The organism is Nocardia sp. NPDC041819, from assembly GCF_055590505.1.
In genome coordinates, this window is sequence record NZ_JBVJAP010000010.1 from 248,241 (window position 1) to 264,995 (window position 16,755).

The window sequence follows — 16,755 nt, forward strand, 5'->3', positions numbered from 1 at the left end:
TCGCCGAGCAGTGGAGAGGAGGGGCGGCAGTGATTCCGGAAACGACGAAGCGAATGCGGACCAGGACGGCGCGATCGGCGGCCGCGGGCGATGCGTTCGGCAGGCCGTTGCGCGCATCGCACGGCGAACCGGACGTCAGCCGCCTCCAGATCGCCGGCTGATCGCCGCACTCCTCTCCCCGCTTCATTTCGCACGAAACATGGTGATTCCCATGACGTTCCGCCGTGCCGCCGATCAGGCGGCGATAACCGCCGACAACTGGATACACACCGGGGTCCTCGTCCTGAACGCCTCCTACGAGGCGCTCGACGAGATCAAGGCCGACCGGGCCGTGGTGCTGCTGGTCGCCGGAGCCGCGGAATCGGTGGCCGAGCGCGAGCCGCACTTCCCGATCCGGTCGCGGCACGTGGAACTCGCTCTGCCGCAGACGATTCGGTTGCTGCGCTACGTCTACCTGGAACACACCGTGCCGGCGCACGACGAGAGCAGGGCCACGCCGGCCGGCGTACTGCGCCGCGACCGGAACCGGTGCGGCTACTGCGCCGGGTGGGCACGCACCGTGGACCACATCCGGCCGCGGTCGCGGGGCGGGCCGAACACCTGGAGCAACCTCGTGGCCTGCTGCGCGCCGTGCAACACGGCCAAGGCCGACCGCACCCCGCAGGAGGCGGGCATGCGCCTGCTCTGGGAGCCGAAGGCCCCCACCCATCAGGTCAGGCGACAGCGCCGGATCTGGAGACAACTCGCCGCGACCTGACCGCGACCCGAGAAAGGAGAAGAACGCGATGACGCGCACCGAGACCACCGCCGTCGCGGAGTTGACCCTGACCGACCTGCTCCCGCTCTCGGACTCCCGAGGGTGGCACCGGGCGGCCTGCCGCGGCGACCCGAACCACGAAGCCTGGTTCCCGTACCCGTCGCAAGACTTCGACTACGCGCGCGAAGTCTGCGCCCGCTGCCCGATCCGGGACGCGTGTGGCGAATTCGCCGCGCGCACCGGGCAGTCCGGCGTCTGGGGCGGGCACGAGTTCGACCGCGGACGCGTGATCCGCCACTGAGGTCGCGCCTTTGCGGTGCGACGGCGGACTGCCGTGCCCCTCGTGCCGGTCGGGAGAAGCCTCGCCGACTTCGTCCGGCGCCGGTGACCATACACTGGGCGCCGTGGGCACTCATCGCAGCGGAACCAGGTCCCGAGGCATCAGCAAAGGTCCGGTTATCGCAGTGGTCGCCGTTGCGTTACTGGCCGCGACCGTCGTCGGCTGGTTCCAGTTGCGCGATCGCGCGGCGGATCAGGACAGCGCGGCGGCGGCCGAATGCGTGGAGGGCCCCGCGACGCTCTGGGTGACGGCCGATCCCAGCATCGCGGCGCAGGTGCGGGCCGCCGCCGACGGCTACAACGCCACCCAGCCGAAAGTGCGCGACCACTGCGCGCGGGTCAGCGTGACCGCGCAGCCATCCGCCGCGATCGTCGCCGCGTTCACCAGCGGCAAGCCGTGGGACCAGGCGCTCGGCCCGCAACCGGCGCTGTGGATCGCCGATTCGACCCGCTCCATCGAATCCATGCGGGTCCCCGGCCTGGTCGAGGGCGCACCGGTGCCCATCGCCGCCAGCCCGATCGTGCTCGCGGTACCGGAGGAGCTGCGTCGCGCACTGGAGCAGGCCGACACGTCCTGGGCGGATCTGCCGCGGTTGCAGCAGGGATCGCTCGGGGAGATCGGACTGAACGGATGGGGCGGGCTGCGCATGGCGCTGCCCTCGAGTGACGCCACACTGGCCGCGGCCACGGCGGTCGGGACCGCGGTCTCGGGAGCCGAGCCGCTCAGCGAACAGGCGGCGCAGTCCGGCCAGGTGGTCGCCGCGATCTCCGGGCTCGCCGCCGACGCGCCCGAAGTACCCGACACCGCGGCGGTGCCCGCGCAACTCACCGGCCAGGAAGCGCCGCTGCACGCCATTGCGGCTACCGAACAGCAACTCAAGGGCGTGGCCGGTGTGGTCGCGTTCCATCCCGCCGGGTCGGCGCCGGTGGCCGATTACCCGGCCGCGCTGATGTCCGGCGCCTGGGTGGACAAGACGCAGAACCTCATCGCCGGACGGTTCACCGACTACTTGCGCAAGCCCGAGCAGGCGCAAGCCTTCGTCGCGGCGGGCTTCGGCAGTGCGCCGCCCGCCGCGGCCGCCGTCCCGCCGCGCGGCGCGCTCGACAAGGTGCGCGCCACGCTGGCGAATCCCGTCCTCGGCGTGCGCTCGACGGTTCTGGTCGACGTCTCCGCGTCGATGGGGACCACCGAGGGCTCGACCACGCGATTGGCGAACGTCCTCGCCGCCCTGAACTCCACCATGACGGTCATGCCGCCCGACTTCGGCCTCGGTGTGTGGACCTTCGGCAAGAACCTCGACGGCAACACCCCGTACCGGGTGGCGGCCGCCACCGCGCCGCTGACCGCCGAGCAGCGTACGAAGATCACCACCGCGCTCGGTTCGGTGCGCCCGGATGAGAACCGGTCCGACCAGGCTTATCCGTCCCTGATCGCGGCGTACAAGAGCGCGGTCGCCGGGTACACGCCCGGCCGCACCAACTCGGTGCTGTTGATCACCGATGGACCCGACGACGATTCCACGGTCACCGGCACCCAACTGGCCGCCGACATCACAGCGTCCATCGACCGCGCCCGCCCCGTGCGCATCGACGTGATCGTGCTCGGCGGCAGCGGCACCCAGACACTCCAAGCCCTGGCGCAGCAGACCGGCGGCAGCTACACCCGACCGTCCACCTCCGACGACATCGGCTTCGGCAACGCCGTCGTCCAAGCGCTCACCACTCCGTAGCCGCGCGCACCCCGGCAGCTCCCGCCCAACCCGCAGGTCACCTCACTCGAAGCTCTCGACAGCGCGTATCAGTAAGTCTAGACTTACGGTTCGTGGGTACTTACCGAGACGCAGCCCTCGACGCACTGGGCGATCCGACGAGGCGAGCGATCTTCGAACGCCTCGGCAAAGGGCCGTGCGCGGTCGGGCAGCTGGCCGCGAGCCTGCCGGTGAGCAGGCCCGCCGTGTCCCAGCACCTCAGGGTGCTGGAACAGGCCGGTTTGGTGACCCACGAGGCGGTCGGCACGCGCCGGGTCTACCGCTTGAATCCCACCGGTATCGACGCGCTGCGCGCGTACTTCACGCACTTCTGGACGACCGCGATGTCGGCTTTTCAGGACGAGGCGAACCGGCGGGCCGCCGAACAACGAGCAGGCAAGGAGGAGCAGTCATGACACAACAGGTCAACGGCAAGGACGTGCGAGTCGAACTCGTTGTCGACGCACCGATCGAGACCGCGTACGAGGTGTTCACCACCGGAATCGACCGCTGGTGGCCGCGTGAGCACCACATCGGCACCGGCCGGCTCGCCGAGGAGGTGATCGAGCCGCGCGTGGGCGGCCGCTGCCTCGGCCGCGAGGAGGACGGCACCGAATGCCCGTGGGGGACGGTACTGGTCTGGCAGCCGCCCAGCCATTTCGCGTTCTCCTGGCAGATCGGCCTGGACTGGAAGCAGGAGACCGATCCGGAACGCGCCAGCCGCGTCGACGTCACCTTTTCGGCCATCGCTCCCGATCGCACCGCCGTCACGCTGGTGCACTCCGGTTTCGAGAGGCACGGACCGGGCTGGGAATCCATGCACGACGCTGTCGGCAGTTCGGGCGGTTGGCCGGACCTGGCGAACAGTTACGCGAAAGCGGCCGCCGCGGCATGACGGCGAGGCGTGGCCGGGCCGGAGTTCAGCCCGCGTACGCCTCCAGCGGCGGGCAGGCGCACACCAGGTTGCGGTCGCCGTAGGCGCCGTCGATCCGGCGCACCGGCGGCCACACCTTCGCGCGGGCATGTCCGAGACCCCGCGGATACACGGCGACTTCCCGGCTGTAAGGGTGCTCCCAATCCCCCACCAGCGACGACGCGGTGTGCGGCGCGCCGCGCAGCGGGTTGTCGGTCACCGGCCACACACCCGCGGCGACCTGGTCGATCTCCGCGCGGATGGAAATCATCGCCTCGATGAAATCGTCCAGCTCGGCGAGATTTTCGCTCTCGGTGGGTTCCACCATCAACGTACCGGCCACCGGGAAGCTCATGGTCGGCGCGTGGAAACCGTAGTCCGCCAGGCGTTTCGCCACATCGTCGACGGTGACGCCGGTCTGTTTGGTGATCTCGCGCAGGTCCAGGATGCACTCGTGGGCCACCATGCCGTGCTCGCCGGTGTAGAGCACCGGGAAATACTCGTCGAGCCGCCGCGCGATGTAGTTGGCCGAGGCGATCGCCGTCAGCGAGGCGCGGCGCAGCCCGTCGGCGCCCATCATGCGAATGTAGGCCCAGGTGATCGGCAGGATGGAGGCCGAGCCGTACTTCGCCGCCGACACCGCGTGGGATCCCGTTTCCAGCGGATCGCCGGGGAGATACCGCGCCAGGTGCGCGCGCACCGCGACCGGGCCGACGCCGGGGCCACCGCCGCCGTGCGGGATGCAGAACGTCTTGTGCAGATTCAAGTGGCTCACGTCGCCGCCGAACCGGCCCGGCCGGGCGAGACCGACCAGGGCGTTCAGGTTGGCCCCGTCCACATAGACCTGACCGCCCGCGTCGTGCACCAGCGCGCACAACTCGGCGACCTCGTGCTCGTAGACGCCGTGCGTGGACGGATAGGTGATCATGATGCAGGCCAGGCGATCGGCGTGATCGGCGATCTTGGCGCGCAGATCGTCCAGGTCGACGTCGCCGTTGGCACGGCACTTCACCACCTCCACGCGCAGTCCGGCCATCGCCGCCGAGGCCGCGTTGGTGCCGTGCGCGCTGGACGGGATGAGGCAGGTGTCGCGGTGGGTGTCACCGCGGTCGAGATGGTAGCGGCGGATCGCCAGCAGCCCGGCGTACTCGCCCTGGCTGCCCGCGTTGGGCTGCAGGCTCACCGAGTCGTAGCCGGTGATGTCCGACAACCAGCGTTCCAGATCCGCGATAACCTGGAGCAGACCGGGCGCGTCCTCGACCGGCGCGTAGGGATGCACGCGCGCGAAACCCGGCCAGGTGATGGCCTCCATCTCCGCGGTGGCGTTCAGCTTCATCGTGCACGAGCCGAGCGGGATCATGCTGCGGTCCAACGCGATGTCCTTGTCGGACAGCGTGCGCAGATACCGCAGCATCGCCGTCTCGGTGTGGTACTTCGTGAACGCGGGGTGGGTGAGGAACTCCGAGGCGCGGTTCTCGATCGCCGCGACCGGCGCGGCCGTCCCCGGCTCGGACGACACCGCGGTACCGAAGGATTCGAGCACGGCCGCGACATGCGCATCGGTGGTCGCCTCGTCGCAGGCGATGCCGACGTGGTCGACGTCGACCAAGCGCAGATTGATGCCGCGCGACTTCGCCTTCGCCACAACGGCTTCCGCACCACCGGGCACGTGCGCGAGCACCGTGTCGAAGAAACTGTCGTGTACGACCGCGCCGTCCAGCCCGGCCGCGATCGCTGCGGCGTGCCCGTGCACCCGGCGCGCGATCGCCCGCAGCCCGTCGGCGCCGTGGTAGGAGGCGTACATCGCGGCCACGATGGCCAGTAGCACCTGCGCGGTGCAGATGTTGGAGGTCGCCTTCTCCCGGCGGATGTGCTGCTCGCGGGTCTGCAAGGCGAGCCGGTAGGCGACCGCGCCGTCCGCGTCCACCGAGACGCCGACCAGGCGGCCGGGCAGCTGACGGGCCTGCGCCTGCCGCACCGCGAGGTATCCGGCGTGCGGACCACCGAAGCCGAGCGGGACGCCGAAGCGCTGGGTGGTGCCGAAGCACACGTCGGCGCCCTGCTCACCGGGCGGCGTGATCAGGGTCATGGCCAGCAGGTCGGCGCCGATCGCCACGAGCGCGCCGCGTTCGTGCGCCGCCGCGATCAGCCCGGTGCGGTCCACGACGCGACCGGAGGCTCCGGGCGACTGCGCCAGCACGCCGAAGAACTCCCCTTCGGGCAGTTCGTCGGTGGACAGGTCGGCCTCCACGATCTCCAGGCCGAGCGGCTCGGCCCTGGTGTAGAGCACCGTCCTGGTCTGCGGGAACAGATCGGTGTCGATCAACAGCCTGCCGGATTTCACCTTGCTCGCCCGGCGCAGCAACGTCATCGCCTCGGCGGCGGCGGTCGCCTCGTCCAGCATGGACGCGTTGGCGACGTCCATGCCGGTCAGCTCCGACACCATGGTCTGGAAGTTGAGCAGCGCCTCCAGCCTGCCCTGGCTGATCTCCGGCTGATAGGGCGTGTACGCGGTGTACCAGGCCGGGTTCTCCAAAAGGTTGCGCACCAGCACCGGGGGTGTCAGCGTGTCGTAGTAGCCGAGCCCGATCATCGAGGTGGCCACGGTGTTCGACGCCGCGAGTCCGGCGAGTTCGGCGAGTACCTCGTGCTCGGAGGCCGCGGGGGGCATCCCGGCCAGTCCGTCGCCGTCCAGGATGCTCGCAGGGAGCGCCGCGGCAGCCAGTTCGTCCAGCGACGGCACGCCGACGACGTCCAGGATCGTGGCCAGTTCGTCCCCGTCGGGTCCGATATGGCGGTCGGCGAATGAGCGAGTCACAACAGCTCCCAAGGTCGGGCGGGGTCGACCACGCGGTCGACGGGTACCGGCCCTCCCCCTCTGTCGTGGCGCCTGAGAGATTCGGGTACCGCGACCGGTGGCCGAGCCCCTTTCCCCATGGGCGGGCGGCTCGAAGCCACCGCTTTCCAGAGGCGCCGAAGCCCGCACGGTCCTTTTTGCCTGAGAGATTGACGGGGAGGTGCTGCTCCTTCGGCGCTCGGACTCTTTTCGAGACCGAGACTCTCCCGCACGGCGGCGACGCACGGTCAGTTTATGCCGACGCCACGCCGGAGCGCGCCCCGGGACCCCGCGCGAACCGTGTCGTTCTGGTCACTCGAACCGGAGCGACCGTCAGACGGCCAGGCCCGCGCGCACCCTCATCGCGGCAAGCAGGATCGCCTCGGCCTGGATACCCACCAGACGGTCCAGCGGCACTACGGTGCCCGGCGCGTTCTGCTCCACGTCGGCGCACCACTGCTGGAAGACCGCCGCGAACCGGTCGCGCTCGACGGCCAGCACCGGCGCGCCATCGCGGGCGTATTCCTCCTCCAGCAGGCGCAGCAGCATGCCGCCCAGCCGCAGGCGCAGCATCGCGGTCCAGTCGTACCGCTCGACGAAGATCTCGCCCCTGGTCGCGATCCGGTTCCGTTCCGGCACAGCCTGTCTGCTCACGGCCAGCCCGGGCAATCCGGCGACCAGCGCACGCACCGACCGCTCGAACGGGCTGCGGCCGCTCAACCGGCCGTCGAGGCGGGCCAGCACCTCGGCGGCGACTTCGGCCATGGCCCGATAGTCGGCGGCGGTGGCATCGAGCAGGTCACCCAGCACGTGGTCGCCCGCCGAGCCGTCGCCGATGCGCGGGTCGACCCAGAGCGGCAATTCGCAGACCAGGATCGCCGTGCCGTAGCGCGCCGCGTAGTCCCGGCAGCCTCCCCCGCCCAGCGCGGCGACAGAGTCCAGGCCCTGTGCCGCGAGCAGATCGGCCATCGCCTCGAACGGCGGCAGTTCGAAGACGCCGGGCGCCAGCGTGCGCGCGCCCGGCGCGTCGGGCTCGCCCTGGTAGATCGGCACTTCGGCGGTGGCAAGCAGAGCGGTCAGCGCCGACCAGTACCCGGGGTCACCGCCGGAGGTATAGAAGAATCCGCCGCCGAATTCCGCGTTGTGCAAAGAGGCGATCAGCGCGGGCCGGGTGCGGTCGATCAGCGACATCATCGCCTTCGTCTCCGGGAGCGGCACCCCGACGCGTCTGCCGCGCCACTCGGCCGGGAAGCACCATTCGGGTTGCTCGGCCGCGGGCGGTCGGTAGAAGCCGCGCGCGACGCCGGTCCTGGTGTGCGGCCCGGCGAACCACCCTTCGTTCAACCGCGTGCCGTCCGGGTCGACACACAGCAGGAAGTGCCACGTGGCGCCGACGGTCACCGCCTCGTCCGCAGCCATCCGGCCGAGCAGGTGGCGAATCGTGGCCATGCCGATGGGCTCGTTCGGGTGCGGGTTGCCGAACACCAGGATGTGCTGCTCGCCCGATCCGACCGTCACCTCGCGAATCGGATCACCGCCGCGGGAGCGTCCCAGTTCGTTGATCGAGATCCGATCCGGGTGATCCGCGGCGAGCGCGTCGGCGAACTCATCGAGTTCATCGACGGTCGGAAACGCCTCGATCCGGCCGATCGGCCCGACGAGCCCGGTGATGTCCCGTGCACGCACGGCGCCCCCTCTCGCTGCCGCCGCGGCCCCTTCTCCCGCCGCCGACGGCGTGTCACCAACACGGCCGGGAGGCTGCACGCCTTACCCGGCCGTGAAAGCGTTGTTCCTGTGTTTCCGCGCTGACCTGGCGAATTCTAGCCCGTCTTGCGGTTCATCCGCGCCTTCCGACGGAATGACAACTCGTCCTCCGGACGCTCGGTGATCGCCGCCGCGCGCTCCGCCGGGAAATTGGCGATGGCGCCGGTCAGCTCACGCATGGCGCCGCTGACGGCGATCCCGAAGACCCCCTGCCCACCCTGCAGTAAATCCACCACCTCCTCGGCCGAGGTGCACTCGTAGACCGAGGTGCCGTCGGAGAAAAGGGTGATCCCCGCCAGGTCCTGCACGCCGCGGCTGCGCAGATGGTCGACGGCTATCCGGATGTTCTGCAGCGAGATGCCCGCGTCGAGCAGCCGCTTGACGATCTTCAGGACGAGGATGTCCTTGAACGAGTACAACCGCTGACTCCCCGAGCCCGCCGCACTCCGGATGGACGGCACCACCAGACCGGTGCGCGCCCAGTAGTCGAGCTGCCGATAGGTGATTCCGGCCACCTGGCACGCACTGGGAACGCGATAGCCGACCAGATCGTCGGGTACCGAATCGTCGGGGAACAGGCCTGGCTGTACCACATCCTGCGATTGCTCTGCCACTGACCACTCCCTTGCTTCGCCGACGCATTCCCAGCCTCATCGATGACCCGGCTCCGTCACCGACCGAATCGGTGCGGATTCGGCCGAAACGGTCGTGGCCCAACTGTCGAGATTACTCCCCACGATTGTCCAGGGAGCGGCGTCATCGAGCCAAACGCGACGCGCGGAAAAAGTCTCGACCTCTACTTCAGCTATCGGTCGCCTTGAAGTCGTCGGGGGATACCGACTCGAGAAACTCCTTGAACTTCTCCACCTCGTCCTCGCGCTCGTCCGGCATCACCAGGCCGGCTTCCTCGAGAACCGACTCCTCGGCATGGATCGGGCAACCCACCCGCAAGGCGATCGCAACCGAATCCGAGGGCCGCGCCGAAATCCGCAGATCGTTCTCGAAGACCAGGTCGGCGTAGAACGTGCCCTCCTGCAGATCCACGATGCGCACCTCCTTGAGGGTGTGCCCCAGCTCGGTGATCAGGATCTTGATCAGGTCGTGCGTCAGCGGGCGGATCGGAGTCACCCCCTCCTGCTCGAGCACGATCGCCGTCGCCTCGGCTTGCCCGATCCAGATCGGCAGATACCGATCGCCCGCCACTTCGCGGAGCAACAGCACGGGCTGGTTCTGTGGCTGCTCGACACGGATGCCGATCACGCGCATTTCGCTCATCGCACTGCCTCCCATACTCGCCGCCGGCCCGGCATGACCGCTGCAGAGCTCGCCGTACCACGAGTCTAGGCGAACCCGCACCGGTCCAGCGATCCGTCTGCACAGCCGAAATCACCGTGTTGGATCGCCGAAACCTACCGACCCGGGGCTCGCCCGGGGGTCAGCCCCCGAGCGAGCCCCGGACCGAGGACTTCACCAGACAGGTATGCAGGGTCAGCGACAGCGCGGCCAGTTCCCGCACCGTCTCTTCCGCACGGGCGCGTGCCCCGGCGTCCCGGCTCTTCGCGATAGGGGCGACGATCTGTGCCACGAGCGCGGCTTCCCGGTCGGCGGCGAGCTTGAACGCACGCAGATGCCGTGCCTCCAAACCGAATTCGGCCATCGCCTTGGCCGTCTTGGCCAGCGTGACCGCGTCCGCGTCGAAGTACCCCGCCGGGCCGGGCGTGATCAGGTTGGCCCGGATGAGGTCGTTGAGGAACCGCTCCTCGATTCCGGCCTGGTCGAGCAGATCCGCCCGGGTGACCCGGATTTCGTGATCGAACCGCAGATCATCCGGGGAGACCTCGCTCGGCACCACACCGAGCCGCCGAGGCGCGGCCACCGGGCGCACCTCACGTTCGGAACCCGGCGCGGCCTGGTCGGCGTCCGCCGCGGCGTGTGCGGGCTCCGGCGCCCCGGTGCGGACGGAGTGCGCTCGGGCGCGGGCTTCCCGCACACCGAGCGTCGCCGCACCGCTGTCGATTGCCTCGAGCTGTTCCTTGATCACCTTCAACGGCAGGTACTGATCGCGTTGCGCGGTCAGCACGAACCGGAGCCGTTCCACATCCGCCACGGAGAACCTGCGGTAGCCCGAGGGCGTCCGCTCCGGCCGGATCAGGCCCTCCGCTTCCAGGAAGCGGATCTTGGAAATGGTGACATCGGGAAAGTCGGGACGCAGCAGGTCGAGCACGGAGCCGATCGACATTCCTCCGCGTGCCCACTGCGCCGCACCGGTCACAGCGCCGGGTCCTTCATGACTCCGAGCCTTTCATGAGTGCGCGACCCGGGCCGACGCCGTCATAGACTCCCCGCGCCCGCCGACGAGTCCGACACCTGGGCGCGCGGTCCGGTGAGGAACACCAGCCGGAACTTGCCGATCTGCACCTCGTCACCGTTCTGCAGTTCCGAGGAGTCCACCGGCTCCCGGTTCACGTACGTGCCGTTGAGGCTGCCCACATCGACGACCTGGAACGAATCGTCGTCCTGACGGAACTCGGCGTGCCGACGGCTGACGGTGACGTCGTCGAGAAAGATGTCACTGTCGGGGTGGCGCCCCGCCGACGTGGTCGGCTGATCCAGCAGGAACCGCGAGCCCGCGTTCGGGCCGCGCTTGACGACCAGGAGGGCCGCGCCAACGGGCAGACCCTCGACCCCTTGGACCGGCTGCTCGCCGGTCGGCTCTCCGGAGCGCGACGCGTCGACCTCGTTCAGGAAATCCGCGCGGAAGACCGACGTCGTCTCGGCCGCGGTCTCCCCGTAACCCGGGTCTTTGTTCTCGCTCACCGTTTCTCTCCTCCTCGAACCTGATTATCCATGCAAGCAGGTGATACCTCTGGCATCACGACCTGCCGTCGAGTCCCTAGATTCCCGGCACAACCGCCGGGTGCATCTGTTGGCATTGACCGTACCCTGCCGGGCCGCACCCGTGCAGGTAGAACTGGGAAGGCTGCTTCAGCCCCCGATAACTCCTTGATAACCTGCGGCATCCAGCAGTTCACCGAGTGTCGCGTCGAGACTCGCCGCATCACCCACCTCCAACTCGAACAGCCATCCGTCACCGTAGGGATCGGTGTTCAACGTCTCCGGCTCCGAGTTCAGCAAGTCGTTGACCGCAACCACTTTCGCGCTCAGCGGCGCGTAGATGTCGGACACGCTCTTGGTCGACTCGACCTCCGCGATGCTGTCCGCTGCGGCCACATCCGCGTCCGCCTCGGGCAGCTGCACGAACACAACGTCACCGAGTTGAGACTGGGCGTAGTCGGTGATGCCCACCCGCACCCGGGTCGGTGTGATCCGGCGTACCCACTCGTGCTCCTCGGTGTAGCGCAGATCGTCGGGGGTCTGGGTCACAGGCCGTCCTTTCGTTTGAACGTTGCACGCAAACTCTATCGGCTACGCCGCGCGGTGCCCCACAGCCGGTATCGCTCTTGCGACCGCGATGGCTCTACCGGTATAGAGCACGCCGGTCCAGACGTAGACCGCGGTGCCCCAGATCAGCAAGGCCGCGCCGAAGGCCCGCCCGAAACCGTCGGCGGCCCAGTCCATCTCCCCCGCCAGCAGCCAGGGCAGCGCGGACATCAGCGCGAAGGTGGCCGCCTTACCGAGGTAGATCACCTCCGGCGGGGGCAGTTCGCGGCGTTTGTACACCGAGAGCGTCGCGGTGAGCACAAGGTCGCGCCCGACCAGGATCGCGGCCACCCACCACGGCATCAGGCCGCGGATCACGAAGGCCGCCAGCGTGGTGACCAGATAGAGCCGGTCGACGAACGGATCCAGCAGCGCCCCCAGTCGTGAGGACTGATCGAGCAGCCGGGCGAGCTTGCCGTCCAGGAAGTCGGTGACGCCGCTGCCGATCAGCAGCGCGAACGCCCAGCCATCGGCCCGCTCGATCAGCAGCAACCACAGGAACAGCGGAACGCCGAGCAGCCGCAGCACGCTCAGCACGTTCGGCACGGTCAGGACGCGATCGGCGAAGACGCCCCGCGCGCCGCCGCCTGTGGCGCGTTCCTCCGGTTGGGCGGTGCCCGATTCGGTTGTCACGACCCGTGCATACCCCACCGGCCCCGGTCCTCGCCATCTCCCTGCGCCGAATTTCCGGATATTGCCACCGGCGGGCGCGTGCGAGGATGGTTTCCGCCACAGCGCGCCGGTGACAGAATGATTCGAAATATTTCTCATCGTGTGGCCGGTGAGCGAGAGGAAGTCATGTCCGCATTCGACTACGACGTGGTGGTGATCGGTTCCGGTTTCGGCGGCAGCGTCAGCGCGCTGCGGCTCACCGAGAAGGGCTACCGGGTGGGCGTGCTCGAGGCGGGCCGCCGCTGGAACGCCGAGGACATCCCACGCACCAATTGGAATGTCCGTAAGTCGATCTGGGCCCCGCGCCTCGGCCTGACCGGACCGCAGCGGATCAGCCTGCTCGGCAAGTGCGCCGTGTTCTCCGGCGCCGGGGTCGGCGGCGGCTCGCTGATCTACGGGAACACGCTCTACGAACCGCTGCCGAACTTCTACACCGACCGGCAGTGGGCGCACATCACCGATTGGCGCGCGGAGCTGGCCCCGTACTACGACCAGGCCAAGCGCATGCTCGGTGTGGCGCCCAACCCGCGCACGACCCCGGCCGACGAGGTGATCCGGGAGATCGCCGAGGACCTCGGCGTGGCCGACACCTACCACCCGACCGAGGTCGGGGTGTTCTTCAACGAGAGCGCTCCCGGCACCGAGGTCGACGACCCCTATTTCGGCGGCGCGGGCCCGCGCCGCACCGGCTGTGTGCACTGCGCGCGCTGCTTCACCGGCTGCCCGCACAACGCCAAGAACACCACCACGACCAACTATCTCCACCTCGCCGAACAGGCCGGGGCGCAGATTCATCCGCTCACCACGGCCACCGCGGTGCGACCGCTGCCCGGCGGCGGGTACGCCGTCGACACCCAGCGCTCCGACCGCTGGATCCGCAAGCAGCGCAGAACCTTCACCGCCGAGCAGGTCGTGTTCGCCGGCGCCGCGCTCGGCACCCAGAAGCTGCTGCACAAGATGCGCGACGACGGCGTGCTCGCGCACCTGTCGCCCCGGCTGGGCGAACTCACCCGCAGCAACTCCGAGGCCATCCTCAACGTGGTCAGCCGCGCCCGCCGCGATTTCGCCGAGGGCATCGCGATCACCTCCTCGATCCACCCGGAGCCCGATACCCACGTCGAGGTGTGTCACTACGGCAAAGGCCAGAACGCGCTGTTCCCGATGTCGGTGCCCATCGTGGACGGCGGTGCGTTCCGCTTCCTGCGGTTCCTGCTGGCGATCGTGCTGCATCCGCTGGTGTTCCTGCGCAGTCTCGACGCGCGGCACGCCTCGGAGAAGTCGGTGATCCTGCTGATCATGCAGTCGCTGGACAACTCGCTGACCTCGTTCCGCAAGCGCGGGCGGCTGCGGACCAGGCAGGGCACCGGCGAGCCGAACCCGACCTGGATCCCGCTGGCCCACGACATCGGCAAGCGGTTCGGCGCCAAGGTCGACGGCGACACCCACGGGCTGATCATGGATGTGTTCGACATCCCCGCCACGGCCCACTACATCGGCGGATGCGTGATCGGCGACAGCCCGCGGACCGGCGTGGTCGACCCGTATCAGCGGGTCTACGGCCATCCCGGCCTGCACGTGGCGGACGGTTCGGCGGTGACCGCCAATCTCGGCGTGAACCCGTCGCTGACCATCACCGCGCAGGCCGAGCGCGCCATGGCGTACTGGCCCAACCGCGACGATCCCGACCCCAGGCCGGAACTGGGTTCGCCCTACCGGCGCATCGCTGCGGTGCCCCCCGCGCACCCCACGGTGCCCGCGGCGGCGCCGGGCGCGCTGCGGCTGCCGATCGAGCCTGCGCCGCCCAGCGTTACGGCGCGATGAGGGCGAGGCCGGGCAGCGTGAACGGTCGGTTCCGGCTAGCGTGAGCCGTTGTGTCGGACAGTGGTATCGATCTGCGCTCCTACCTGCCCGCGGAGGAGGTCCGCGCCCGCGGACGCGCCCTGCGTCAGCGGGTTCCGGTCATCGCACGGGACCGGGAGGCGACCAGCGTGCGGCGGCCGGGTGTGCTCGACTTCGTCGAGGCGAGCAACGCAGGCCGGCTGGCGCACCTGATACCGCTGCGGATCGGGCGGATGATCGCTTCACCGTTCACCTTCTACCGGGGTGCGGCGGGTCTGATGGCGGCCGATCTGGCGGGTGGCCCGGACAGTGGGCTCAGCGCCCAGTTGTGCGGTGACGCGCACGCGGCGAACTTCGGCCTGTACGGCACCGCGCGCGGCGAGATCATCATGGACATCAATGATTTCGACGAGACCGTGCCCGGCCCGTGGGAGTGGGATCTGGAGCGGCTGGCGGCCAGTTTGGTGCTGGCCGGACGCGAGGCGGGCGCTGACGAGGACGAGTGCCGCACCGCGGCGCGCGACGCCGCCCGCGCTTACCGCCTGGCCGCGGACGAGCTGGCCGCGATGCCGTTCATGACGTCCTGGTGCGCGCTTCCCGACGAGTCGGTGATCACCCGCGCCAAGGCCGACGCCTTGCTCGACGACTTCAAGAAGGCGGCCAAGAAGGCACGCAAGAACACCAGCGCCAAGGTGGTGGCGAAGTGGACCGAGCACCTGGAGGATCACCAGACCGGCATCCGCAAGCACCGCTTCCTCAGCGATCCCCCGATCCTCACCGCGGTGGACGAGCGCGTCGCGGCGGCGGTGATCGGCGGCCTGGAGCGCTACGCCGACACCCTGCCCGAGTCGCGGCGCACCCTGCTGACCCGATTCGCGGTGTCGGACATCGCGTTACGGATCGTCGGGACCGGAAGCGTCGGCTTGCACAGCTACCTCGCGCTGCTGCACGGCAACGACGGCGAAGCGCTGGTCCTCCAGGTGAAGCAGGCCGCGCCGGCGGCACTCGCCCCGTTCCTGCCGTCCCAAGCCGTACGCCACGAGGGAGAGCGAATCGTGCAGGGGGCGCGGCTCGTTCAATCCGAATCCGACATCCTGCTCGGCTGGACCTCGCTCGCCCCGGCCGCTGACGGCGCCGAATTGCCTTTCATCGTCCGGCAATTCCGCAACCTGAAGGGCAGCATCGATCCCGCCGAGCTGCCTGCGACCGATTTGGACGACTACGGACGGCTGGCGGGCGCACTGCTGGCCAGGGCCCATTCCCGGTCGCTGGATCCGCGCTTGCTGTCGGGCTATCTGGACGGTGACGAGCGCTTCGACGAGGCGGTGGCCGCGTTCGCGGTGCGCTACGCCGACCGCACCGAGGCCGACCATGCCGAACTGGTCGAGGCCGTGCGGGCCGGCCGGGTCGACGCAGCGGAACCGGAGTAGCGCCTCCACCCGGGCGTGCACCCGACACGCCGTTCGCGCGGCGTGGGCGCGGCGAACCCGTTGCGGCACCTCGTATCCTGTCCACTGTCGAGTGTCGACGTGAAGGGTGGCCGCCAATGCTCGTGCGAGTCCAGAACGCCGCAGGCACCAATGCCGAGCGCGCGCTGATCGATTGGCTGCGCACCTGGAAGGACTCCGCGAGTCCGCACGGTGTCGCGACGATCACCTGCAGCCTGTTCCACAAGGATCGGCTGCACCAGTTCGATGCCGTGATCTGGACACCGACCAGCTGCGTGGTGATCGAGGCCGACGCGCTCGTCGCCCGCCAGGACGGTGTGCTCGAGGTCCCGCTGAACGGGCCGTGGAGCATCGGCGGCGAGCCGATCGCGACGGAGAGCCGCGACCGTCGCACACCGCTGGACAAGTCCCGCGAGCACACTTTCGCGCTGCAGGAATGGCTGGCGGCCCGCGGTCTCGGGCAGCGCGTCGTGCACGGCGTCGCGCTGCTCGTCACGTTGCCCGGCGCCCAGCTCCAGCTCGAACAGCGCTGGGCCGATCCGAGTTTCGACGTGATCATCGGCGACGATCCCGGCCGGCTCCGGCACTACTTCGACGCGCTCGCCGCCGAGGAGAAACACCTCTGGACGGCCAACGACGTCGCCGTCGCGTTCCGCGGGCTCGGCATCCTGCCCTATCTCCCCGCACCGCAGGAACTGATCAACGAGGGCTTCCTCGGCCCGATCGACATCACGCTCTGGCACGGCGGCCCCAATCAGGCGCAGGCCGAGGCCTACGCGGAGGAACTCGCGCAGGCCGAACGAGAGGCGCAGGCGTCCCGGTACGCCATCCGGGCTCCCTGGTACAGCCCGTGGAAGTTGTATCCACGGGAGAGCGGTGACCTCGACTTCGGCCGCGCGGTGATGCGCACCCTCCTGGCCATCGGCATGGTGGTCGGCTTCGTCTGGGTGGTGTGGTTCCTGGTCACCGCCTTGACGACGTACGGGCCGGGCTGATCG

16 protein-coding genes and 1 riboswitch are annotated in these 16,755 nt (G+C 69.4%); of the genes, 8 read left to right on the forward strand and 8 right to left on the reverse strand.

All coding sequences use genetic code 11. The features are described 5' to 3' along the window. The first annotated feature begins 211 nt into the window (after positions 1 to 211). From ACZ6DL_RS26435 to ACZ6DL_RS26455, 5 genes are all read left to right on the forward strand, one after another. On the forward strand, positions 212 to 757 hold the full coding sequence (locus ACZ6DL_RS26435; RefSeq protein ID WP_466055058.1) for an HNH endonuclease: 546 nt from the start codon (positions 212 to 214) through the stop codon (positions 755 to 757). A gap of 28 nt (positions 758 to 785) precedes the next feature. Next, complete coding sequence (locus ACZ6DL_RS26440; protein ID WP_062975604.1) at positions 786 to 1,058, forward strand: WhiB family transcriptional regulator; 273 nt, start codon at positions 786 to 788, stop codon at positions 1,056 to 1,058. Positions 1,059 to 1,161: 103 nt separating this feature from the next. Continuing rightward, positions 1,162 to 2,826, forward strand: a complete 1,665-nt coding sequence (locus ACZ6DL_RS26445) for a VWA domain-containing protein (protein WP_466055060.1) — start codon at positions 1,162 to 1,164, stop codon at positions 2,824 to 2,826. A gap of 92 nt (positions 2,827 to 2,918) precedes the next feature. Beyond that, a complete protein-coding gene (locus tag ACZ6DL_RS26450) occupies positions 2,919 to 3,260 on the forward strand; it encodes an ArsR/SmtB family transcription factor (RefSeq protein WP_466055062.1) in 342 nt (113 codons plus the stop codon). Then, the gene (locus ACZ6DL_RS26455) at positions 3,257 to 3,739 is read left to right on the forward strand and encodes an SRPBCC family protein (RefSeq protein WP_466055063.1); all 483 of its coding nucleotides are present in this window, start codon (positions 3,257 to 3,259) and stop codon (positions 3,737 to 3,739) included. The genes ACZ6DL_RS26450 and ACZ6DL_RS26455 overlap by 4 nt, the downstream gene beginning before the upstream one ends. A gap of 25 nt (positions 3,740 to 3,764) precedes the next feature. Here the strand turns inward: ACZ6DL_RS26455 and gcvP are convergent, their stop codons facing one another. The 8 genes from gcvP to ACZ6DL_RS26495 form a co-directional block, all read right to left on the reverse strand. Then, complete coding sequence (gene gcvP / locus ACZ6DL_RS26460) at positions 3,765 to 6,575, reverse strand: aminomethyl-transferring glycine dehydrogenase (protein ID WP_466055065.1); 2,811 nt, start codon at positions 6,573 to 6,575, stop codon at positions 3,765 to 3,767. 157 nt (positions 6,576 to 6,732) lie between these two features. Beyond that, positions 6,733 to 6,833: riboswitch (glycine riboswitch) on the reverse strand. Positions 6,834 to 6,926: 93 nt separating this feature from the next. Beyond that, positions 6,927 to 8,279, reverse strand: a complete 1,353-nt coding sequence (locus ACZ6DL_RS26465; protein ID WP_466055067.1) for a M14 family zinc carboxypeptidase — start codon at positions 8,277 to 8,279, stop codon at positions 6,927 to 6,929. A 134-nt stretch (positions 8,280 to 8,413) separates the two neighbouring features. Next, the gene (locus ACZ6DL_RS26470) at positions 8,414 to 8,971 is read right to left on the reverse strand and encodes a MerR family transcriptional regulator (RefSeq protein ID WP_040866483.1); all 558 of its coding nucleotides are present in this window, start codon (positions 8,969 to 8,971) and stop codon (positions 8,414 to 8,416) included. A 187-nt stretch (positions 8,972 to 9,158) separates the two neighbouring features. Next, a complete protein-coding gene (locus tag ACZ6DL_RS26475; RefSeq protein WP_040866482.1) occupies positions 9,159 to 9,632 on the reverse strand; it encodes a bifunctional nuclease family protein in 474 nt (157 codons plus the stop codon). 160 nt (positions 9,633 to 9,792) lie between these two features. After that, positions 9,793 to 10,596, reverse strand: coding sequence for a transcriptional regulator FtsR (gene ftsR, locus ACZ6DL_RS26480; RefSeq protein ID WP_466055127.1), 804 nt, complete (start codon positions 10,594 to 10,596; stop codon positions 9,793 to 9,795). Between the two features lie 92 nt (positions 10,597 to 10,688). Continuing rightward, on the reverse strand, positions 10,689 to 11,174 hold the full coding sequence (gene odhI / locus ACZ6DL_RS26485) for an oxoglutarate dehydrogenase inhibitor Odhl (protein ID WP_040866480.1): 486 nt from the start codon (positions 11,172 to 11,174) through the stop codon (positions 10,689 to 10,691). A gap of 168 nt (positions 11,175 to 11,342) precedes the next feature. Further along, the gene (gene gcvH, locus ACZ6DL_RS26490; protein WP_357043843.1) at positions 11,343 to 11,741 is read right to left on the reverse strand and encodes a glycine cleavage system protein GcvH; all 399 of its coding nucleotides are present in this window, start codon (positions 11,739 to 11,741) and stop codon (positions 11,343 to 11,345) included. Between the two features lie 42 nt (positions 11,742 to 11,783). Next, positions 11,784 to 12,431 carry a CDP-alcohol phosphatidyltransferase family protein gene (locus tag ACZ6DL_RS26495; protein WP_466055071.1) on the reverse strand — a complete coding sequence of 216 codons (648 nt, stop codon included), beginning with the start codon at positions 12,429 to 12,431 and terminating at the stop codon, positions 11,784 to 11,786. A 165-nt stretch (positions 12,432 to 12,596) separates the two neighbouring features. On the opposite strand from ACZ6DL_RS26495, the gene ACZ6DL_RS26500 reads away from it, so the two are divergent. From ACZ6DL_RS26500 to ACZ6DL_RS26510, 3 genes are all read left to right on the forward strand, one after another. After that, positions 12,597 to 14,291, forward strand: coding sequence for a GMC oxidoreductase (locus ACZ6DL_RS26500; RefSeq protein ID WP_466055072.1), 1,695 nt, complete (start codon positions 12,597 to 12,599; stop codon positions 14,289 to 14,291). Between the two features lie 50 nt (positions 14,292 to 14,341). Continuing rightward, complete coding sequence (locus tag ACZ6DL_RS26505) at positions 14,342 to 15,739, forward strand: DUF2252 domain-containing protein (RefSeq protein WP_466055074.1); 1,398 nt, start codon at positions 14,342 to 14,344, stop codon at positions 15,737 to 15,739. Between the two features lie 116 nt (positions 15,740 to 15,855). Next, a complete protein-coding gene (locus ACZ6DL_RS26510; RefSeq protein WP_040866477.1) occupies positions 15,856 to 16,752 on the forward strand; it encodes a nuclease-related domain-containing protein in 897 nt (298 codons plus the stop codon). Positions 16,753 to 16,755 lie beyond the last annotated feature (3 nt).